At 38.5% G+C, this 20,079-nt stretch carries 16 protein-coding genes; 15 read left to right on the forward strand and 1 reads right to left on the reverse strand.

Going from position 1 to position 20,079, the window contains the following annotated elements:
- Positions 1–2: 2 nt before the first annotated feature.
- The 12 genes from F8M42_RS00580 (at position 3) to F8M42_RS00635 (ending at position 16,038) form a co-directional block, all read left to right on the forward strand.
- Positions 3–770, forward strand: coding sequence for a DUF4931 domain-containing protein (locus tag F8M42_RS00580; RefSeq protein ID WP_182187500.1), 768 nt, complete (start codon positions 3–5; stop codon positions 768–770).
- Between the two features lie 76 nt (positions 771–846).
- Positions 847–1,431, forward strand: a complete 585-nt coding sequence (locus F8M42_RS00585) for a helix-hairpin-helix domain-containing protein (protein ID WP_229711376.1) — start codon at positions 847–849, stop codon at positions 1,429–1,431.
- A complete protein-coding gene (locus tag F8M42_RS00590; RefSeq protein WP_182187502.1) occupies positions 1,428–3,788 on the forward strand; it encodes a DNA internalization-related competence protein ComEC/Rec2 in 2,361 nt (786 codons plus the stop codon). Before F8M42_RS00585 ends, F8M42_RS00590 begins: the two co-directional genes overlap by 4 nt.
- Before the next feature lie 12 nt (positions 3,789–3,800).
- Positions 3,801–4,814, forward strand: coding sequence for a DNA polymerase III subunit delta (gene holA, locus F8M42_RS00595; protein WP_182187503.1), 1,014 nt, complete (start codon positions 3,801–3,803; stop codon positions 4,812–4,814).
- A 200-nt stretch (positions 4,815–5,014) separates the two neighbouring features.
- Entirely contained in the window at positions 5,015–6,100 is a 1,086-nt protein-coding gene (mqnE, locus tag F8M42_RS00600; RefSeq protein WP_182187504.1) for an aminofutalosine synthase MqnE, read from the forward strand.
- A 19-nt stretch (positions 6,101–6,119) separates the two neighbouring features.
- Positions 6,120–7,229, forward strand: a complete 1,110-nt coding sequence (locus F8M42_RS00605) for a radical SAM protein (RefSeq protein ID WP_182187505.1) — start codon at positions 6,120–6,122, stop codon at positions 7,227–7,229.
- 36 nt (positions 7,230–7,265) lie between these two features.
- The gene (gene mqnC, locus F8M42_RS00610; RefSeq protein ID WP_182187506.1) at positions 7,266–8,297 is read left to right on the forward strand and encodes a cyclic dehypoxanthinyl futalosine synthase; all 1,032 of its coding nucleotides are present in this window, start codon (positions 7,266–7,268) and stop codon (positions 8,295–8,297) included.
- Between the two features lie 81 nt (positions 8,298–8,378).
- Positions 8,379–9,212, forward strand: coding sequence for a phosphorylase family protein (locus F8M42_RS00615; protein ID WP_182187507.1), 834 nt, complete (start codon positions 8,379–8,381; stop codon positions 9,210–9,212).
- Positions 9,213–9,325: 113 nt separating this feature from the next.
- On the forward strand, positions 9,326–10,252 hold the full coding sequence (locus F8M42_RS00620) for a M23 family metallopeptidase (protein WP_182187508.1): 927 nt from the start codon (positions 9,326–9,328) through the stop codon (positions 10,250–10,252).
- Between the two features lie 703 nt (positions 10,253–10,955).
- The gene (locus F8M42_RS00625; protein ID WP_182187509.1) at positions 10,956–12,062 is read left to right on the forward strand and encodes a class II glutamine amidotransferase domain-containing protein; all 1,107 of its coding nucleotides are present in this window, start codon (positions 10,956–10,958) and stop codon (positions 12,060–12,062) included.
- The gene (locus tag F8M42_RS00630) at positions 12,050–13,681 is read left to right on the forward strand and encodes a glutamate synthase-related protein (RefSeq protein ID WP_182187510.1); all 1,632 of its coding nucleotides are present in this window, start codon (positions 12,050–12,052) and stop codon (positions 13,679–13,681) included. The genes F8M42_RS00625 and F8M42_RS00630 overlap by 13 nt, the downstream gene beginning before the upstream one ends.
- A 20-nt stretch (positions 13,682–13,701) precedes the next feature.
- Complete coding sequence (locus tag F8M42_RS00635; protein ID WP_182187511.1) at positions 13,702–16,038, forward strand: FAD-dependent oxidoreductase; 2,337 nt, start codon at positions 13,702–13,704, stop codon at positions 16,036–16,038.
- Between the two features lie 72 nt (positions 16,039–16,110).
- Here F8M42_RS00635 and F8M42_RS00640 read toward each other — a convergent pair whose 3' ends face one another.
- Positions 16,111–16,554, reverse strand: a complete 444-nt coding sequence (locus tag F8M42_RS00640; protein ID WP_182187512.1) for a hypothetical protein — start codon at positions 16,552–16,554, stop codon at positions 16,111–16,113.
- 375 nt (positions 16,555–16,929) lie between these two features.
- Here F8M42_RS00640 and F8M42_RS00645 point away from each other — a divergent pair, with 375 nt between their 5' ends.
- From F8M42_RS00645 to F8M42_RS00655, 3 genes are all read left to right on the forward strand, one after another.
- Positions 16,930–18,156 (forward strand): MFS transporter, encoded by a 1,227-nt coding sequence (locus F8M42_RS00645; protein ID WP_182187513.1) that lies wholly within the window; start codon positions 16,930–16,932, stop codon positions 18,154–18,156.
- Between the two features lie 20 nt (positions 18,157–18,176).
- Positions 18,177–19,022 (forward strand): hypothetical protein, encoded by an 846-nt coding sequence (locus tag F8M42_RS00650; protein ID WP_182187514.1) that lies wholly within the window; start codon positions 18,177–18,179, stop codon positions 19,020–19,022.
- Between the two features lie 152 nt (positions 19,023–19,174).
- Entirely contained in the window at positions 19,175–19,831 is a 657-nt protein-coding gene (locus F8M42_RS00655) for an MgtC/SapB family protein (protein WP_229711377.1), read from the forward strand.
- Positions 19,832–20,079: the final 248 nt, after the last annotated feature.

The following is a 20,079-nucleotide window of genomic DNA, read 5'->3' on the forward strand; positions in this document are numbered from 1 at the left end:
GTATGAGAAAAAATATTATAGGATTCAATATTACGGTAGGTAGGAAAAAACCAGAAACCATAGTTAACAAAGATGCGGCTTGTCCATTTTGTGAGTATGATCACTTAGAAAATATTATTGCCAGACGCGGCGAGATGACATTACTGGAAAATAAATATAATGTTTTGGAAGACTCATTTCAGACAGTATTGATTGAAACTCGCTACTGTGGCAGTGACATACCCGATTACAGTAAAGCACATATGCATGAGCTTATCCATTTCGGCGTTGAATATTGGTTTAGTCTTCTCGACTCTGGCAGATATAAATCAGTCCTGTTTTTTAAGAATTATGGACCTTTGTCAGGCGGAACTATCCTTCATCCGCATATGCAGATAGTTGGATTAAGACATGTTGACAGTTCACTGATGTATGATAAAAGTGACTTTATAGGTATGACAATCAGCCAGACAAAAAATGTTGAGTTAAATGTGTCAACGATGCCTCGCCTGGGGTTTTGCGAGCTTAATATACTGACTAAAAATAACAATGAACTGGATACAATAGCCGATTTTATTCAGATTACCGTTGATTATATAATGAAGTATTTTAATAAACGATGCAAGAGTTATAATATATTTTTTTATCGTATTGATGGATTGATTGCAGTAAAAGTCATGCCGCGTTTTCCGACATCTCCATTATTCATTGGTTACAATTTACGGTTGCGTCCTAATAATCTTAATATTATAGTAGATGAAATGCAAAAATTGTATTTTAATAAAAGTTAGACAGTTTTTCAGCTGTTTAGCTTGCATTTAAAATTCAGAATATTATATAAATTATGTAAGGAGTTTGCCTATGCCTATGTATAGAAAACAGCTGATAGTTTTGTTAACGATAATTGCTATTGTAGCAGCAATTACGTATTATGTGGATGAATCTGGAAAAAGCGTTGAATTAGAGGCTGCATCGACCAATGAAAATATGACAGTATCGCCAAGGACAGTAGAAAACGGGAATAAATTGGTAGTGTATGTTACAGGAGCAGTAAATAGTCCAGGTGTAATAGAACTGCCAGAAGGTTCACGGATAGTTGATGCTGTGAACAAATGCGGCGGTATGAATGAATCGGCCGATACTGAAAATATTAATTTAGCACAAAAAATAACTGATGCTGCTCAGATAAAAATACCGATAAGAAGTGAAAATACCAATACAGTAAGTTTATCGGATGGCAAGTCGAGTTCAATTGATAATAACAGGGTAAATATTAACACAGCTGATGAATCTGTACTTGATACATTACCAGGAATAGGACCGGCTATGGCTAAACGCATTGTTGAGTATCGGCAAAACCAAGGGAATTTTCAAAGCATTGATGATTTAAAAAAAGTGCGTGGTATCGGTGAGGCCAAGTATATAAAATTAAAGGATAAAATAACCATATGAGTTATGGACAACAGCCGCTTACTTTTATCAACGGTATTTTGTTGTGCTGTTTGGCGGGAATATATGTAGCAGATAAAATAGTGTTCGATTTAAATTATGCCGGTTGTGTGCTGATATTTCTGTTGCTATTTTCTGTTGGATCAGTGATAAAAAAGTCCCGCTATGCATTTTTGTTTATAGCTGCACTGCTTTTTGTTCTGGGGATTTATCGTTATACAATGGTCAATACAGTTGCAGATGATGATATAGTCAATTTTATCGGACAGCAAAGAACTGTGACAGGAATATTACAAAATGAACCGCTTGTTCACGAGGATGCTCAGGGAATTTTTCATATACGTTATGAAATGAAAGCTGTGACATCCAGAAATCAGAAAATTACAGGTGGTTACTATATCAATATTCGGCAGAATAATTATCGGAAAGTACAGACAGGTGACAGGATAACTGTTGTTGGTACAATAAAAAAAATCAATTCATATAAAAACCCTGGCCGTATTGACAATGTGCTCCAGGCAAAGCAGCAGGGGGTATCAGCTTACATATCTGCGGAAAAATCTAGTTTAAAGATAGAAGAACGGCCAAATGACAAGCTTTTTGCTAAAAGAATTAATGCATTGCGGACATCTATAAGAACAGCGATGGAAAAAGTAATGCCCAAGACAGACGCAGGGGCAGTTTTTGCCATGCTGTTCGGTGGATATGCTGATATTGATCCTGAGCTTTTAGATAACTTTACGACTACGGGAATAGTACATATACTGTCCGTTTCTGGTTCCCATATAACATTATTAGCCGGCAGCATTGTTGCCTTGGGCAAAGCGCTGCGGCTGCGGCAATGGCTGATATTTTTGATTTTGAATGTTACCATAATAATGTATGCAATTTTGTCCGGATTGGTTCCGCCGGTTGTTCGTTCAGCATCAATGGGACTGCTTTCCTATGCTGCTCTGGCCTATAATAAAGAAAATCAGTCTTGTTATTTATTGTCGTTAGTAGGTATGATAATGATAATTATTTCACCGGGACTGATTTTTAATATAAGTTTTCAATTATCCTTTGCAGCTACAGCCGGACTTTTATATGCTGCACCATATTTTCGCAGAATATTGTATTTTTTGCCGCAGGTTTTAACGGTGCCATTATCAATAACAATATCGGCCCAGTTGTTTTGTTTGCCGTTTTTGGCATGGTATTTTCATACAGTATCATTAAGTTCACTTATAGCTAATGTTATTGCCGTTCCGATTATCGATGTTATTATAATGATGGCTTTGACGGCTGTGCTTGCAAATACATTGTTTCCTTTTATTTCTTCACTGGTCTTTGTCTTGTGCAGTTTGCTGCTTGGCTGTGTATCTGAAATAACACGTTTGCTGGCATTGCTGCCGGCTAGTATGGTATATGTACCGTATTTTTCATTTATCGGCAGTATTTTTTACTATATAATCTGGTTGATGATCTTGCAAAAAAGCTGCCGCATTTATTGTTTAACCGAAATCAGGCGGCATCAACAGTTTTTTTGTATGCTTTTTTGCATATCGGTACTGATCTTGGGCTGGAATATGTTTAGAACGCAAGATTTATCAGTGCATTTTATTGATGTTGGACAAGGGGATGCTGCGCTCATTATAACGCCGCATGGTAAATCGGCAATGATTGATACTGGCGGAATTCGTGATAGTGATTATGATATTGGCAGGCAGGTTGACGTGCCTTATTTATACCATTATGGTGTTACTCATTTGAACTATATTTTTTTAAGTCATGCTCACGATGATCATGCCGGTGGGGTCAGTGGTATTGTAAACCGGATACCAGTAGATAATATTTTTGTTGGAAGGGAAAAACGCAGCGAATATGCCTCTGTGTGGCATATTTCACAGCAAAGCGATATAATGGATAAAGTAATCTCACTAGACGAAAGTGAAAGCTTTGATCTTGACGGGGTTAAGTTTAGCGTGATTTATTTGGGAAAAGGCAGCGGAGCTAATGAGACGTCGGCAGTTATCAAGGTCAGTTACCAGAATTTTACTGCAATGTTTACCGGGGACTTACCAGCTCAGGAAGAACAAGAAATGATACAAAAAAATGATGCGAATAAATTGAAATGTACATTATTAAAAGTTGCCCATCACGGTTCTAAAACATCATCTACAGAGGCATTTTTGCGAAAAAGTGCACCGCGTTGGGCGGTTATATCAGTTGGAGCCAATAACAGCTATGGACATCCGGCAGAAGATGTATTAAAGCGTTTTGAGACTATTGGAACAAAAGTATATAGAACCGATAAAAACGGTGCGATAGTATTTTATACAGATGGTAAAAAATGTCGTATTGAACCCTACATTGAATAAGGAGGCAGCGGTTTGCAGTACAGTGAAGCTGTGGCAGAATTACGTAATAATAATTTAAGAAAACTGTATTTTGTTGCCGGTGAGGAAAAATATTTAGCGGAAAAATTTATTCGGCTGTTATTGAAAAGGCTATTACCGGATGGTGATGATACAGCCCTAATAAAGATGGATGAGCAGATCTCATTCAATGACATCATTGAAGCTTGCACGACACTGCCTTTTTTTAGTAAAAAAAATGTTGTTTATGTACGAAATAATAATTTTCTAAAAGAAAAAAAGGGCAAAACGGCACAGCAGGCGGAACGGCAGTTTGCCGAATTAATAGCTGATATGCCGGATTTTACTGTACTCATCATAGAAACGGATGAGAAGCCGGATAAGCGGCGTAAATTATATAAGATTATAGATAAGTATGGTTTGGTAGTAGAAACAGATATAGTCAGAGCTTATAACATCGGTGGCTGGCTAAAAGGGAAATTCCATGAAATAGGAAAAGCACCTGATGCTGAAGCCTATGCTTATTTATTGTCAACGATAAATGTGATGCAAAAGGTGTCATTGGGATTTCTTGATAAAGAGATTGATAAATTAGCCTTATACACTGATCGGCGTGATATAAATAAAGCTGATTTGATTGCAGTACTGTCAGGCTTACCCGAAATATCGGTGTTCGCTATGGCTGAGGCAGTGGGTGAAAAAGATATAAAAAGGGCTTTGTCATTATTGGAGCAACAAAAAAAAGACGGCGTTCATCCGCTCAGTATGCTGGCAATATTAACACGTCATATTCGTCAGCTGTGGAAGATAAAATTTTATCTGATGCAAGGTCAGTCCGGTCGAACTATTGCCAAAACGGTTGGTTTAGTTCCGTTTGTTGCAGAAAAATTAATAAAGCAAGCCCGTCATTTTAAATTGCAGGTCTTGCGCCAGGCAATTGTCGATTTTGCTGAGGCGGATTATAAACTTAAAACAGGACGGGATAATCCAGCTATGCTGGAAGATATTATGATACGGTTATGCCGTTGATGAAGATGCTATTTTCCATAAACATGTTTTTCTATAAAGTATGAAAGTTAATATGGTATAAACTTTATATATTTTCTCCTAATGTACTTTGTAGTATAATTTATATATCATTTGTAATGATTGGATCACAATCGTGATAATTGATTGATAAAGCGAAGGACATATGGAAAGTAAATATGTTCCCGAAGGAGTAAGAAATTTTGAATAACGCATTAGATATGATAGAAGCAAAGGTGCTTTCTGGTCAACGCCTTACCAGGGAAGACGGGATAGCCTTATATGACTCGAATGATTTAGCGAGAATTGGTTATCTTGCTGATACAGTACGCAGGAGGATTAGTGGGGATTATGTTTATTATGATGTCAATCTGCATATAAATCTTACTAATGTCTGTATAGGGCAATGTAAATTTTGTGCTTTTGGTTGCAAGGCAACTAGTGATAGAGCGTATAGTCTGACTAAACAAAGTGTTTTGGACCGCATTGCCAAGGCGGCGTCAGACCCGGATATGAAAAATCTGCATATTGTCAGTGGACTGCACCCGGACTGGCCATATGAATATTATCTTGATATTATAAAAACGATAAAACATACATTCCCGGATATGCATTTAAAAGGATTTACCGGTGTGGAAATAATGCATTTTGTCAAAATCAGCGGCAAATCGATACGGGAAGTTTTAAGTGAATTGATGGAAGCTGGCTTGGAAACGATGCCGGGTGGCGGGGCGGAGATTCTTGATGATGATTTAAGGAAAAAACTTTGTCCCAATAAGGCCACCAGTGCAGAATGGCTGGAAGTGGCACGTACTGCCCATAAATTAGGGATGAAAACCAATGCCAGTATGCTTTATGGGCATATTGAGACAGTGGAACAGCGTATTGATCATTTACTGACACTGCGAAATCTTCAGGATGAGACGGGCGGCTTGCAGACATTTATTTGTTTTCCTTTTGAACCTAAAAATACACAATTGGAAAGCTGTATAACCAGGACAAGTGTTTGGGATGATTTAAAGACCATGGCAATTAGCCGTTTGATGTTGGACAATGTGCATAATATCAAGGCATACTGGGTAATGCTGACTCTGCCAATTGCAATGCTGGCCTTAGGTTTCGGAGCTAATGATATCGATGGAACAGTTGGCGGTGAAAAAATAATGCATGCTGCCGGAGTAAGTTCACAAAAATCGCTTACCAAAAACAGCCTGATTGCGGCAATAAAAGAATCAGGACGCATACCAGCCGAATGTGATTGTAATTTTAATGTCGTTCGTACATTCTAAGATGTTGCGAGGTAATATTATGAATGAATTTTTGAATGCACAGCAAAAAGCCCGGGCAGGGCGGAGGCTATCTTTTGATGAAGCGTTGCTGCTGTATGAAAAAGCACCTATTTTGTTTTTGGCTGAATGGGCCAGAGCAGCAAAGAAACGCCATAGTAAAAATGAAGTATATTATAATATCAACCGTCATATAAATTTGAGTAATACCTGTACAGCTAATTGTCCATTGTGTGCTTTTTCCGTGGAAAAGGGTGATAAAAACGGTTATATATTATCCTTGGCTAATGTCGCTGATATAGTGAGAAAAGCAGCTAGGGAAGTGCCTGGAATAACTGAAATACATATAGTTAGTTCATTATGCCCCAATGTCGAATTTTCTTATTATATTGATGTTGTGAAAACGGTAAAAAGTATATTACCACAAGTTAATATACAAGCATTTACACCCGTAGAAATTGTTCATTTTGCTAAAATAAGCGGACTGAGTATAAAAAAAGTACTGCAGCTGTTAATAGAAGCCGGTTTATCAGCTTTACCGGGTGGCGGGGCGGAGATTCTTGATGATGCGGTACGTAAGATAATTTGTCCTGATAAGGCAACATCTGCAGAGTGGATAGATGTGGTAAGAACAGCACATTTATTGAAAATACCCACAAATGCTTCAATTTTGTATGGGCATATTGAAACTATAGAACAACGTTTGCAGCATTTATTTACACTGCGGGATATTCAAGATGAAACGGGAGGTTTTAATGCATTTATTCCCTTTCCATTTTATCCACATAATACAAAACTTGCTCAAAAATATAAAATAAAACCACTGACAGCGTGGGAAAATCTAAAATTTATCGCAATAGCCAGGTTGATTTTAGACAATATTGCCCATCTAAAGTCATTTTGGATAATGCTTAGTGAGGAAATTGCCCAACTGTCATTGGCATTCGGAGCTGATGATTTAGATGGTACAGTGGGTGAAGAAAAAATAATCCATGCTGCCGGTGCTAAAGCGGGCAGTCTGATGACCAGAACACGTTTGTCTGAGATGATAACACAAGCTGGTTATATACCTGTAGAGCGTGATTCATTGTATCATTCTGTAGATAATTTTCAGAATCAAAAACATTTATAGGCTGTTATTTATATATAAAATCAAGGAGTACAATATATGGAACGATTGACAGACAGCCAAGCTGTCTCTTTGCTGAAGGACGGTGACATTATTGACATGGCTCAGCAGGCAGACAAAGTACGGCAGCAAATGCATCCTGGTAATATAGTAACTTTTATAATTGATCGAAATATAAATTATACTAATATATGTGTAAATGAATGCAATTTTTGTGCTTTTTACCGCCGCTCATCAGAAAAGGGTGCTTACCTTTTATCCATAGATGACGTCTTGAAAAAAGTAGATGAAACGGTTGCTGCCGGAGGAACTCAGATAATGTTGCAGGGAGGACTGCACCCAGACGTTGATTTTCAATATTATATTGATATGCTCACCGCCATAAAGAAAAAATATGATATTACAATTCATTCCTTCACTGCAACTGAAATACTTCATTTCAGCAAAATCACCGGTTATTCAGTAACTGAAGTTTTAAAAAGACTGCAGGCAGCGGGATTATCTTCATTGCCTGGTGGTGGTGCGGAAATTCTTGTTGACAGAGTGCGCAAAATAGTGAGTCCTAAAAAAATTATGACCTCGGATTGGCTCAACATTATGCGTTGTGCCCATAATATAGGTATGAAAACAACAGCTACCATGGTTTTAGGACTCGGAGAAACTATTCAGGAACGCATAGAACATATGAATCTGATTCGCTCACTACAAGAAGAAACAGGTGGATTTCGTGCCTTTATTATGTGGACTTTTCAGCCCGGTAATACAAAACTTGGCGGTAAAAAACTATCTTCATGGGACTACCTGAAAACATTGGCTGTTTCTCGATTGTATCTTGACAATATCAGTCATATCCAAGGCTCATGGGTTACACAGGGAAAAAACATCGGACAAATGACATTGGCTTTCGGTGCCGATGATCTAGGCAGTATAATGCTGGAAGAAAATGTCGTAAGAGCTGCCGGAACTTCACACCAAATGTCCGTAAATACTATGTCCGATATAATAAAAAAAGCAGATAAAATACCGGCTCAACGGGATACTGCTTACAACATTCTGCGGTATTGTAATTGATAACTGCTGCGACTAGATAGTTACTTTTAAATTAAATATGAAGCTGTTGTTATGTGTATGATGTTGAATGGAGGAATTTGATTGACTGAACAAAATATTCCCAAAGCTGAGTTTGCCGTAATAGGCGGTTCGGGTACGTTGTCGAGCAATTTTCCCACAAGGGTGACAGATAGTGATGTAAAAATATTGGCTGATCATCTGGTCTTTGATACACCTTATGGTAAAACGGCTGAATTACGCTTGTTTGAGGTAGCCGGAAAGAAAGTAATAACCTGTAAAATGCATTCCTGGCGCAGTGGTGTAAGTCGTGCCGATGCATCAAGACAGCTTTTTTGGACTTTTCGTGAAGCAGGTGTCAAAAGAATCATATCAGAAGGCGGTGTCGGTACGGTAAATAAATTGCTTGATATCCGTGATTTTTTGATTCCTGATGATTATCTTGATCTTTCTGTCAGAAAGGATGTCGGTCTGGAAGGAAAGTATCTGCTTATAATGCGTGATGCGCTTTGCGCGCAAATACGCAAGGTGCTCATTGAATCGACCAGAAAATATTTTAGCGGACGTATATTTACACGCGGCACTTATGCCAATACAGACGGACGACATTTTGAAAGTCCTGCCGAAATAGCCATGATGAACGGACATGCTGATATTGTTGGGCAAAGTATTTGTCCTGAAGTTTATTTAGCTCGTGAAATTGGGGCTTGTTATGCCGGCCTTTACTATGTTGTTAATTATGGGGAAGGCATTCGAAAATCATGGTCGCACGAGGAGCTTGAAGATATATTTTATGATGATGCACCAATGATTGGCAGTATTATTTTAGATACGATTCGTTCACTGAGTGAAGAACGGACTTGTGAATGTGAATCTTTGCGTAAAGAGACACTTTTAAAAGGAATTTATGATGATTGATAAGGTTGTAGGTTCGAATGACAGTATTATTTGTCGTATAGGTGTTTTTATGTTATACTTATGAACGTTATTATTGATGTGGATGAGACGGATTGATGCATGGGGGATTTTTGATGCCAAGCGATAAAAAGCAATCTCGTGAATATATGATAAAGCTTATTCCCAGTGATGGGGGTACTATACATAGTATTCGCTTAACAAGTAAGCTGGTAAAGTATGGACTGGCTTCACTTATAGGTGGGGCGTTATTGTTGATAGTGGGGGTTTGTTTTGCCGGATACAGCTTTTTTTCTAATAGGGTTGATCAGCAGACAGTTGAAAATTTGCAAAAGGCTAATACTATTCAGCAAGAAAAACTGACGGAATTAGCACAGAAGGCCAGTCAGCTGCAAAGTGATTTGGATAAATTGAATGCTACAGAAAAAGAGTTAAAATCTTTGTCCAATATAGATGTACAAACAACGGATGATTCTTCGGCAAATCATTCTTCAGACGGAACTGGGGGTCAGGGCGGGCCTTTGATAGCACCGGATGTCCAAAATCTTTCCGAGGTAATGGATGATTTGGAAAAACGAGTGGCGATCCATCAGGAAAACATGGAAGTCTTGCGGCAGGCACTCATATCTCAGAGAAAACAACAGGAAATGATTACGCAAAAATCTATTACCACTCCTATGGGCTGGCCGGCACAAGGGTCGATAAGTTCACCGTACGGTTTTAGATGGAATGGCACTGATTTTCATCCGGGGATAGATATTGCGGCTGACTATGGTACGCCAATTCGTGCTACAGCTGATGGTGTTGTAACCACGGCTGGATGGAATTCCGGTGGGTATGGCAATATGGTTGATATTGATCATGGTAATGGGATTATGACTCGCTATGGACATGCATCAAGTGTTATAGTGGCTGTGGGGCAGCATGTCAAACGCGGACAAGTAATAGCGTATATGGGCAGTACTGGATTTAGTACAGGGCCACATGTTCATTATGAAGTGCGGATCAACGGTCGTCCGGTGGATCCGGCAGGTTATTTATAATGATAAAAAACAGTCGGTGATTTAACAGTCACCGACTGTTTTTTTGGTACACCCGATATGGTCGCACCATAACGGGCGAAAATCCGTTGATAGGGAAGTCATTTCAATTAGTGAATGACCTTCTACTCGATTGAAATTTACAAAACTAAAAAAACGATAACAACTGGGAAAAAGAAAATTTATTTTGTAATCAATTGTGTAATTTGTAAATGCAATAGTATTTTGTATACTGCAATACAATTCAATACATACTTAAAAACAATGATATAAGTGTTCCCTATAAATTGCTATTATGATTACAAATGTACAACATAAATAGTAAATGATAATCTGTTTTCAATATGAATAAAAATACACTTAAGTAATATTATGCAATGATAAATCTATTTTAAAGAATCAATTATTAGTTATTATTTACAAAGAATACAATATTTTTCTAATTTAAAAAAGAAATTTTTGTTGACAGTATAAGAATACATTTATATAATTATATATGCATCTATTTCTTGACTGCAGTTATTGTATGTAATTATATCGTCATAGATGTTTAGTGATGGTGGAATTGCGAACTATCACTTATGTAAGATTAATCAGCATTGTTGCTGAAGCATCATATATTGGTAGCGAACCAATATATGATTTTTTAGTCTATAAATTAATGTTTTTGCTGTGCTGATATTGTGTATTATTGGGGGCAGACTATATGTGTAGAATTGGTTCAATAAAAAGTAAAGTAGCTTTTAGCCCGTCAAAGGCGTTATATCTTATGTTGCCGCAGCAGGAGGGGCATGATAATTCGGGATTTGCCATGGTCATGCAGGACCTGTACGGTATTTTTACACCGTATAAGGATAAACCGTTATTATCATTGGCCTGCACACAACGTGGGGCACAGATGGTTGAAGATTTTATGGACAGTCATAATTTCGAACAATTGGCGGAATGGATTCCTGTGCCTAATAATCAGCCGGGTCTTGATATAAAGGCAATGCCATATTATATATTTCGTAATTATGATTACCCGGAATATTATCGCGATAAACCAATGGCAGAAAAAGAGGAATTATTGCTGGATATTCGTCTTAAATTGCGAAAAATATTGGAAGATGCCGATGAAGGTTACGTTTATTCATTTTGGCCGGATGTGCTGACACTTAAGGAAATAGGCGATCCGCGTGATATTGCGACATATTTCAGACTTTGGGACGATAATGGCTGTCTCATGGCTAAAAGTATAGTAGTGCAATGCCGGCAAAATACTAACTATGATATAGTCCGCTATGCGGCTCATCCATTTTTTTTGCAGGGATATACACTTTGTGCCAACGGTGAAAATACCTTTTATACAAAAAATAAAGAATTTCAAAAGTCTTTACATAGAGGATATGTAGGTTTTGAATCTGATTCGCAAAATTTTCTTTATACATTGCATTATGTTCTGCATGAATTGAAGTGGCCGATTAAATATTATAAACATGTGATAACACCACTGCCGTTTGCGGAAATTGAACAGCGTGAGGACAAGGAAGTTTTGAAGGCAATTCGCCAATCATTAGCTAATTTGGAAATAAATGGACCTAATACGATTATTGCCAATTTACCTGATGGTAGAATGATTACTTGCTGTGATTCCAAAAAACTGCGTCCGGTAGTAGTGGGACAGACTGAAGATACGGTTGCTATTGCTTCAGAAGTATGCGGCCTTAATGAAATAATGCCTGAGAGGGATATGACAAAGGATATTTATCCCAATGAACGTGAGGTCGTGGTTATCGACAATGACTTGGAGGTACAAAGATGGAAGCAATAAAATCACAGGATATTGGTAAGGCCGATTTAAAATGGAATATAGAATACTTGCCGGAACGTTGTACAATGTGTGGCAGCTGTATAGCAACATGTACACTGGGGGCCATTGAAGCCGGTGTGGTTCGTGTGGATAAGACTTATTCGGAAGATTTTCAGCCGACACCATTGCGTACACATAGAACTATTCCTGTTATAAAACAAGTTAAATCTATCGCCAATGCCTGTGTCGGCTGCGGTATGTGCGAAAAAGTCTGTCCTAATAATGCTATTCATCCTGTGAGAAACCGTGATAATCGCCAGACTTTATTGTCACGTGATGCAGGACCAATAAAGCGTGGCGGGCGGACAAACTTGAATGCACAGCGTACCTTGGATCATATAATCGTCGGACGAATCAGTCAAATGACAGATCCATCACTTGATTCAATAAGACATACATTTGATATCCGCGCACCATTTGGACGGGTATTGCCGGCTGAAAAATTACCGTTTGTTTTAAAAGATGGTAAATTGGTTATGGCACATAAGGCTCCCCCAGTACGGTGGATTTATCCGTTGATCTTTTCTGATATGTCAATCGGTGCATTATCCACACGGGCATGGGAAGCAGTGTCAATGGCAGTAGCTTATTTGAATGAAAAGTGTGGACTGCCGGTACGTATGAGTTCAGGTGAGGGCGGTATGCCAAGTAAGCTGTTGGAATCAGAACAGCTGAAGTATATGATTTTGCAAATAGCATCAGGTCATTTTGGCTGGAATAGAATTATAAAGGCAATGCCACGGATGAAAGTTGATCCGGCAGGTGTATTGATTAAAATTGGGCAAGGGGCAAAACCCGGTGACGGTGGGCTTTTACAGGCGGCCAAAGTCGCTGAACATGTACAGGCAATACGGGGTGTGCCAAAAGCAACACTTTCTTCTCCACCGAATCATCAGGGACTATATTCAATCGAAGAATCTGTGCAAAAAATGCATTTGTCGTTAAATGCCGCTTTTGGTTTCAGAGTGCCGGTGGCTATAAAATGTGCGGCTTCTGCTACATCAGTATCTGTTTATAATAATTTGTTACGGGATCCTTATCAGATATGCGGTGGATTTTTTATTGATGGGATACAAGGCGGTACTGGTGCTGCTAATGAAATTTCTTTAGATCATACAGGTCATCCAATTGTATCTAAAATACGTGACTGCTATTTGGCCGCAGTAAAACAAGGTCTGCAGGGACAAATTCCACTTTATGGCGGCGGTGGTATGGGCATGACCGGTAACGCTGCAGCCGATGCTTTTAAAATGATATGTCTGGGAGCAAATGGTGTATTTGTTGGTAAAATGCTTATTCAGCTGCTAGGATGTGTAGGTAATGAAGAAGGTCATTGCAACGCCTGCAATACCGGTAAATGCCCAACCGGTATTTGTACACAAGACCCGCGTCTGGTAAAACGGCTTGATATTGATCGCGGTGCTCAAAAAATTGTTGATTATGTGCTTACTTTTGATAAGGAATTGCGTAAGCTGATGGCTCCTATTGGTAACAGCTCACTTCCTGTAGGCCGCAGCGATGCCTTGGTTTCAACAGACAAGGCGATTGCTGAACAATTAGGTATTCAATACGTATGCTGATAAAGGAGGAAGTGTGATTTATGTTTACTATAGATACAATAAAGGGACATGATCGTATGTCCACACAGGATTTGCTGCTGGCTATCAGTGAAGCAGTGGCAAATGGTGAAACTAATTTTGAAATAGCGGCTTCCGGTCAGCATGATATTGGCGGACCTTTATGGCATCCTGAAGGGAAGACGCTGTATTTTCATGTTGCTAATGCCGGACAACGTTTGGGTTCAATGTGTTTGGCCAATACAGAAATAATTGCTGATGGTTCTGTTTCAGCAGATGTAGGCTGGCTTAATGCCGGCGGTAAAATAACGGTAAAAGGTGATGCCGGTGATACGGCAGGGCATTGTTCAGCCGGTGGTAAAATTTATATCGGCGGGCGAGGCGGAACTCGCACAGGTTCTTTGATGAAACATGATCCGCTTTATGAAGAACCGCAGCTTTGGATATTGAAAAATGTCGGCAGTTTTTCTTTTGAATTTATGGGTGGCGGCCGCGCTGTGGTTTGTGGGATCGATAGTGAAGAATTTGATTCTGTACTTGGGGAACGACCTTGTGTCGGAATGGTCGGGGGTATCGTTTATTTTCGCGGCCATTCGCATGATCATCCGGCGGATATATTGTTGGAAGAACTTAATGATGATGATAAGGCTTTTTTGTCAGGTGGTATGGACGAATTTTTACGGGCAATAGAAAAAGAAGATCTTCATACAGAACTTACTGATTGGAAACAATGGCATAAATTGCGTCCATTAAGTTTTGAGGAAAAACAAAAGACAAATATAAAACATACCGATATGAAATCATTCCGCCTGAATGAATGGATAAAGGGCGGGTTGTTCAGTGATGTGGCGATGGATGATTTCGCAGTTAAGAATCTTGTGGAAAAGGGAATATATCGTCAGCGGGTACCGCAATGGAATAATGCCAAATATGCGGCACCATGTGAATTTGCTTGTCCGGCAAATATTCCTACACAATTGCGTTATAATATGCTGCGTAAAGATAAACAGGAAGAAGCCGTTAAACTGGTGCTTGAATATACACCTTTTCCGGGGTCTGTATGTGCATCGGTATGTCCGAATCCATGTATGGATGCATGTACTCGTGCAAAAGTTGATCAGGCAGTTCAGATTGGACCACTTGGTTTTCAGTCAGTGTATGCTGAATTAGATATGCCAACGAAAAAAACCGGGAAAAAGATAGCTGTTATCGGTGGTGGTGTGGCAGGACTCAGTGCCGCATGGCAGCTAATTAGATTAGGACATGCGGTAACTGTTTACGATGATGCTGATATTGGCGGAAAGTTGGAACAAGTGATTCCGCGCGCCCGCCTGCCGCATGAGTTACTGCAAGCTGAACTCAAACGTATCGAAACGGCTGGTGTCAAATTTGTCCCCAGATGTAAAGTCGACGCTGATAAATTCATTGAGTTAAGAAAAACAAATGATGCGGTAATTTTAGCTACAGGTGGACATAAATCAAGGTTTTTCCCTTGGGAAGGTGTTGAAAAATTGACCATGGGACTGGATTTCTTGAAAGCGGTAAATCGTGGAGAACATCCGGCTGTGGGGAAAAATGTTATCGTTATCGGCTGTGGCAATTCCGGTATGGATACGGCTCGCGGTGCCTATGATATGGGAGCTGAGACAGTTACCTGCATTGATGTGCAGAAGCCGGCGGCATTCCAAGATGAAATAGAATATATTGAGCAATTAGGCGGCAAACTTGTATGGCCGTTCATGACAACAAAAATAACTGATGATGGTATTTATGATAATAAGGGACGTTTTGTAAAGGGCGATATGGTAATTGTTTCTATTGGTGAAGCCCCTATTCTTGACTATTTACCGCAGAACGAAAATATTAAGAAATTCCGAGATTGGCTTGTACCACAGGCAGATAATTCCATTTTAGAAGGTATATTTATTGCCGGTGATGTAATAAAACCAGGACGTTTGGTTGATGCTATAGGCTCCGGTAATAAGACAGCCTACTATGCCGATGCTTATGTTATGGATAAAACAGTACCGGCTTTTCCTGAAAAGCAAAAAGTACCGGAAAAATCATTGGATAGAGAATACTTTACCAAGTGTCATCACTGTGATTTACCTGAACCGGTTGGCGATGTCAATCGTTGTGTCAGCTGCGGTACCTGTCGTGACTGTAAGACTTGTCTTGAATCTTGTCCCGAAAAGGCGATTGATCGTATTGACCATGGCATGGGAATAGTAGAATATATCTCTGATCCTGATAAATGTATTGGCTGTGGTATTTGTGCTGGCGTGTGCCCTTGCGGTATTTGGGAAATGACGGCTAATCCGGAACCAATAAAAATGTATCGCACCGGAGAAGCAGAGTAATAAAAAATTAAATAATTGAACCAATAAAACAATGGCAGATAAAAATATCAATTATTTTTATCTGCCATTGTTTTATTGAATAAGATGAAGAAAGTTTTGCGGTTCATATATTTTTTCTGGATTCCGGTAATGCAGAGTAATAGTCCAATGCTCATTACGATGAACTCCTAAGACCAAAATAAAATTGTTTTTAGTATAAGCGAAAAAGGGCATACCATAACCAACATTGTATTTTATGCGCAGCCAGCCGTTTTGCGTCAAATAATTGTCATAATAGCGTATAATATCATTGCTTTTCATTTGTGGATATACATAATCACTGTTTATCCAGTAATTTTGATTTTGCCGCAGGATCGTGCAGGTGATTTGCTGAGCTTGAGATGGCTGCTTAATGAGATCATATTCATGGCACAGATTTTCCCTGTCAGCTGTATTGTATGATCCGACGGCGGCAAATGCTGCCAGGGCAATAAGTACTATCAAGAAGATACTTTCGTAAATTATTAATTTTCGCATAATATTATATTACATCTCTTGTCAATAAATAATTCGAATAAAACTTCAAGAACACCTGTTAATGAAAAATACAATGAGATATTAAGAATAATCTCATTATATGTATTGACGGTAATAATGGGGAAATTCCTCATGAATAACAGTTTTCAATGTTGTTATTTATAATCAGTGGAAATTTTTATGTCGTTAAGTTCAAATATATGTTTTATGGTTACATTTAATTATTTATTATTACTTATGAAAAACAAATAAGATAAGTAAAATAACCAAACGTTGACAAACAATTTTTAAAGAAGTACACTAAAAAAATAAAATACAAGTACGGTATGATACAGATAAAATGTAAAGCTTATATTGAAAGGAGAAGTGTATACTATGTTATTAGGAGAGTGTGGACAAAATGATAAGCGCGCTAAGCTGGTTTTATTGGGATGCTGGCTGGGCTGGTTTCTTAATTTTGCGGATAGATCATTATTATCGCCATTGCTGCCATTGATTAAAGATGAAATGAATTTGGGGTATTTGGGAATAGGTTTTTTAACGACGGCATTTTTTATTGGATACACTATTACACCTGTTCCGGGTGGATATTTAGCTGATAAATTCGGGGCAAAGAAGGTTATTATACCAAGCGTAATCGGATTTGGGATCGTTACTGTTTTTACAGCTTTTGTAAAAAATCCGGTAAGTTTAGCAATAACACGAGGTGTAACAGGATTGTTCGAAGGGTCATTTTATTCAACAGCTGTGGGGTATGTATCAGCTGTATTTCCTAAAAAAAATCGTGGCAGGGCAGTTGCCGTTTATGAAACAGGGTGGACACTAGGCAGCATGGTCGGTATATTTTTTGCCACTTTTATGGGGGCTGAATATGGCTGGCGTAGTCCGTGGATATTTATGATTATTCCTACGTTGCTTGTTGCAGCTTGGTTTTGGAAATATGTACCTCAGATAAAAAAGGAAGATATGCCGGCATATCAGGAAACGTTAGATGCTGGTGGAAAAGAACAGGGCGTATTTAAAGATATTTTGAAAATTAGAAATGCATGGATAATTTTTTTCCTGCAATTTATTGCTAATTTTGGATATTGGTCTATTAATACATTTACACCATTATATTTTAAAGAAGTCAAGGGTTATTCATTTATAGCATCAGGTTCTTTATTGGCCGTCATGCTGATAGCCGGTACGTTAGGTTCATTATTATCAGGTGTAATTTCTGATAAATTCGGCAGACGTACCGGAATTTCCTTGTTTTATGCTGCCGCCGGAATTACATGGTATGGTGTGCTTAATTCTGTTACTGTTACGCAGACACTGTGCTGGGCAGCTATATCGGGATTTTTCATAACAGGACTGTATCCAACAATATTATCATGGATGACCGATTGTGTACCGCCTAATTTAACATCTGCGGCCAGTGGCTTTGGCATTATGGGTGCTGAAGTAGGTGCTTTTGTTACACCTATTATCGCAGGAATAGTAGCCAACTCCATGGGGCTGGGGATGGCAATGAATATTTATATCGGTTCATATATACTGGGAGCAATCATTGTATGGATTGGCAGGGAAATGACTGGTGGTATAGTCCAGCACACATGATATAATCAGGAAGTGTAATTATGTTGCATATAGATTATAAAAGTCCAGCTGATTTGGCTGAATTTCAAGGGAAAAAAGCTTATAAAATAATACAGGAAAATTATATTGAAAAGATAGTGGATAAAAACTGGAGAGAATATATACAGCTGTTTTTGACAATGACTAAACCGAAAAGCTCCTATAAATATAATTTTTTAGCAAGGTGGGATTTTTCTGTTGCTCCGGGTTCAGGGGCGCATCAAGCTCATTTTGGTGGATTGGCGGTGCATGTATTGCAGGATTTGGAGTATGCAGATGCACTTGCCAGGGTATACGAAAAACGAGGTATATGTATAGATTATGATTTATTGTATACAACAATAGTGTTGCATGACACAATGAAACGATTTATTTACAAATTTGATGATAATTATGTGTTGGAGAAAAGTGAAGATGATTTTATTGCTAAGGCAGCTGATCATCATTCTTTAGTGCTGCAGGAAATGAAGAGGCAGGGCTGCGATAAAAAACTTATTCTTTCGGTTGCGGCCATTCACGGAATTGATGATGTATCATTGCAGGGAATAAAAAAATTTGCTGTGGTGAATCATTATCTTGCAATTGGACAAACGGGGTTAAAATACACGGCAGACAGTATAAGACCGGAACATACAATCGCTTTTTTATCAGACAGTGACTGGTATTGGAGCGGACAAATGCAAAGACAAACCGAGTCGCTGGCGGGAATGCTGGTAAAAGATGATATGAGAATGAAGAATTATTTAAGAGTGTATCTGGGTTCACGTTTTACTTATGAAAAAGTTGGCACAATTATAGCTGAAAAGGGATATCAAGCCGCTGCTAAATATTTTTTGCCGCAAATGTAGAAAATCGTATATAATATAAATAACATTTTATATTTGCTTATGACTGGTAAATGATAGTTTATGCTTGTCAGAAATTGATTATATGTATGATAATCGATTTTCTGGGAAAGTGGATTTTATCTGCTAATAAAAAGTTTTGGGAAGTGGAAATTGTGCCATCGGAATGGGAAGCTTGCCTGCGCCTTGTCTTATCGGCAGTATTGGGTGGAATAATCGGATATGAAAGGCAGTATAAACATAAGTCAGCAGGACTGAGAACGAATATTCTGGTTTGTGTTGGTTCATGTCTTATTATGCTTTTATCTCAGGTCTTATATGGCAGTGTAGAAGGACGAACGAATGCAGATCCGGCCAGACTAGCGGCGCAAGTTGTCAGCGGTATTGGATTTTTAGGTGCCGGTGCAATAATAAAGGAAGGCGTAAATATCATAGGACTTACCACGGCGGCCTGTATTTGGGTTGTTTCGGGGGTGGGGCTGGCTGTTGGTGCCGGATATTATCTGGGAGCAGCGGTTACGTCGGCCATTGTGTTTTTGGTATTGGTTTCATTATCTCATATGGAATTGATAACACATTATGATAATTTGATAGTCTCTATAATTACCGAAGACAGGCCAGGGCAGGTTTTGAGCATTCACAGATGCTTACAGCTGAACCATATTATAATTAAAAACATTCAGATTACAGCTGTAGCCAGTGGTATGATAAAAATGGAATTTATAGTATATAATGAAAATAAACTTAAACGTGCTGATATAGTAAATAAGCTATCTCAGATAAATAATGTTGTGGATGTAGAGGTAAACTGAATAAGAACGATTTCATCTTTTTGATTAAAACGCATTGTAGTTTTTATCATAAAGAATGACTGGTGCGGAATATGGAATTGATAAATATTTTTTAGACCAAGGGGAAAGCGTATTTATTATAATTTGTAGTGATATTTGGTAATAATACAAAAAAGATACGTCGATATAGTAGGAATTTTTAGTAAAAGGATTATCGTTGAAGATAAGAGAATAAATTCAGCGATAATCCTTTTCATTTTACATCACCG

This window comes from Pectinatus frisingensis (assembly GCF_014076555.1).
Classification (GTDB): domain Bacteria; phylum Bacillota; class Negativicutes; order Selenomonadales; family Selenomonadaceae; genus Pectinatus; species Pectinatus frisingensis.